2 protein-coding genes are annotated in these 3,152 nt (G+C 70.6%); both read left to right on the top strand.

Going from position 1 to position 3,152, the window contains the following annotated elements; genetic code table 11:
• Window positions 1-673 (top strand): HpcH/HpaI aldolase/citrate lyase family protein (locus tag B2284_RS12055; RefSeq protein WP_286697570.1); only part of this gene is annotated, 673 nt, incomplete at its 5' end.
• A gap of 14 nt (window positions 674-687) precedes the next feature.
• Window positions 688-3,152: phosphoribosyltransferase domain-containing protein (locus tag B2284_RS12060; protein WP_286697571.1), on the top strand; the 2,465-nt coding region annotated here is incomplete at its 3' end.

A 3,152-nucleotide genomic window follows, 5' to 3' on the forward strand; every position in this document is an offset into this window, starting at 1 on the left:
GGCTGTCTCGACGCTGCTCGCACCCCATCGCGACGTCGTCGCCTGCGTGCGCATCGGTGGTACCGACCTGGGCGCCGCGCTCGGGCTGCGTCGCCCGCGCGAGCTGACGATCTACAACATCGGGCCCGTCGCGGACGTGGTGTACGACATCGTCAACGTGTTCGGCCGCACCGACGGCACCGGCTTTCCGATCTCCGGGCCCGTCTGGGAGTACTTCGCCAACTCGCGCCGCCTGTTCAAACCGCAGCTGCGCGAGACCCCGTTCCGTGCGCTCGAGCATGACGACATCCGTGAGGAGTTGCTCGAGGAGAACCTCGACGGCCTCGTACGCGAACTCGCACTGGATCGGGCGAACGGGCTCACGGGCAAGACGATCATCCACCCCCAGCACGTCGGCATCGTGCACGCGCTGAGCGTCGTCTCCAGCGAGGAGCACGCCGACGCCGTCGACATCCTCGCCAAGCATGCGAGCGGTGGTGGGGTGCAGGCCTCCAGCGCCGGCAACAAGATGAACGAAGCCGGCCCGCATCGGGGGTGGGGGGAGCGCACGATGACGCGCGCCGAACTGTTCGGTGTCGCGCGGCCCGGTCTGGGCATGGTCGACTTCCTCCTCGCGCACGTCGAGGCCCTCGCGGGTCGTGGCGCGGGCAACCCAGCCGGTGAGCAGGCATGACGAAGGAGCACCCCATGACGACGACGTGGCCGGGCGAGTGGGTCGCCGAACGCCTCGGTGCCGACCTGCGCACGACGCAGGCGCTGCCGGGGCTCGATCTGCACGACCTCGTCGGGCTCGCGGTGCGACGCAACCCTCGTCGCGCACACTTGCTCGTCTCGAACGTCCTCGGCAAGCACGTGCCCGTCGACCCGCAGATCGTGCGCGGCAGTGGCCGGGCGCTCGGCGAGCTGGTGCGTCGGGTTCTCGACGCAGGAGCGGCGGTTGGTAGCAGTGACGCGGGAAGCGACGACTCGGGTGCGCAGGGCCTTGACGTCGTCGATGGTGCTCTCGCACGCGTAGGACAGGCGCTGCACGAGGCTCACCGGGCTCCTGACGACGCGCGGGTGGTCGATGAATTCACTTGCGCCGTCGACTCGTTCGTCGATCTGCAGCACTCACCTGCATGCGTCGTCATGGGGTTCGCCGAGACGGCGACGGCGCTCGGCCAGTGCGTCGCGGATGCGCTGCGGGCGCCGGCGATCCATTCGACGCGACGCCCCGTCGCCGGGTTCACGCCCGTCGGCGCCTTCGAGGAGGAGCACTCGCACGCCACCAGCCACCTCGTCCTGCCTTCGGACGACGGCTTCTTCGCGCGGCGTTCTGCTGGGCGCGTCGTGCCGCTCGTCCTCGTCGACGACGAACTGTCGACGGGCCGCACGGTGCTCAACACCATCGCCGCGCTGCACGAGAGCCTGCCGCGCGTGCGCTACGTCATCGCGACGCTCGTCGACATGCGCAACGCGAAGGATCGCGCGGCGATGGCCACCCGCGCCGCTGAGCTCGGCGTGCAGATCGACGTCGTCTCGCTCGCGGCCGGTCACCTCGACCTGCCGAGCGACGTGCTCGAGCGCGGGCAGCGGCTCGTCGAGCAGGTGGAGTCGCGCGCGAGCGTCCTGAGAGATGCCGGCCCGGAGCAGGGGCCCGAGTCGAAGGCTGCGTGGGCATCGGGGCGCGCCCATGTCTCGACGGCCGCACCGAATGCTGCCCGGGGAACCATCACCGAGGTCGACGTGCCGTGGCCGCCCCGCACCCCGTTGACGGGGCGTCACGGGGTGACGCCTGCGCAGCTCGCCCCCCTGACCGCGACGCTTCCGGAGGCGGCGACCGTCGTCGCACAGGCTCTGCCCTACGGCGATGGTGAGGTGCTCGTCCTCGGCACCGAAGAGCTGATGGACGCGCCGCTGCGTCTGGCATGCGCGCTGCGCGAACGCGGTGTCGCCACGCGGTTCTCGACGACCACCCGCTCGCCCGTACTCGCCGTGGACGACCCCGGTTATGCCATCCGCAACGCGCTGACGTTCCCGGCCTTCGATGACCCGGCCGACGGTGACGGCCCGCGTTTCACGTACAACGTTTCACGTGAAACACCGTGGCGGGCGATCGTCCTGTGCGTCGACCCGCCGAGCCTGATGCCGCAGCTGCACGCCCCGGATGGCGTCATCGAGGCGCTCGCGGCCAGTACGGACTGCGTCGTCGTCGCGCGGCTGCCCGAACCGGCGACGGCCCCGGCGCGCGAACTCGTCGGCCCGACGTTTGGTTCGTACGCGCCCGAGGAGGTGACGTGGCTGCTCGAAGATCTGTCCGGCGTCACGCTCGAGGCGCCGACCGAGGAACGCGAGGAAGCCATCCAGTCCGGCGGCGCGCACTATGCCGAGAGCCTGCCCGTCGAGTACCAACCGGACGCGGCCTACGGACAGCTGTTCCGTGATGCGCTGGAGATGTCGAAGGCCCGGGTGGCTGCTGCGGTCGCCGCCGTCACCGAGCTCGCGCTCGCAGAGCGCGGCGATGACCTCGTCCTCGTCTCCCTCGCCCGGGCCGGCACTCCCGTGGGGGTGCTCATGAAGCGTTGGGCCCGTCAGGCGCGCGGGCTCGACGTGTCGCACTATGCCGTCTCGATCGTGCGCGGGCGCGGCATCGACACGGTGGCGCTCGATCACATCGTGGCGCGGCACGATGCGTCTTCGGTGCTGTTCGTCGACGGCTGGACGGGCAAGGGCGCGATCAGCCGCGAACTCGTCGCGGCGCTCGCCGAGTACGAGCAAGCCACGGGGGTGCAGTTGGATCCGACGCTCGCCGTGCTCGCCGACACCGGGTCGTGCACGACGATGTGGGGCACGCGTGATGACTTCCTCATCCCCTCCGCCTGCCTCAACTCGACCGTCTCCGGTCTCGTGTCACGCACCGTGCTCAACGACGCTCTGATCGGGCCCGGCCAGTTCCATGGGGCCAAGTTCTACGCCGAACTCGCGCCGCACGACGTGTCGGGACTCTTCGTCGACGCCGTCACGGGAGCATTCCCGCCGGCCGCGGACGCCGACGACATCCGCGCCGAGGCGCAGGCGCGATGCGCGGCGGAGCCACCCCGGTGGACGGGGTGGGCCACCGTCGAGAAGCTCGCCGAGGAGTTCGGCATCGGCAGCGTCAACCTCGTCAAACC

The sequence above is a fragment of the Dermacoccus sp. UBA1591 genome, assembly GCF_002322065.1.
In the GTDB taxonomy this organism is placed as follows: Bacteria; Actinomycetota; Actinomycetes; order Actinomycetales; family Dermatophilaceae; genus Dermacoccus; species Dermacoccus nishinomiyaensis.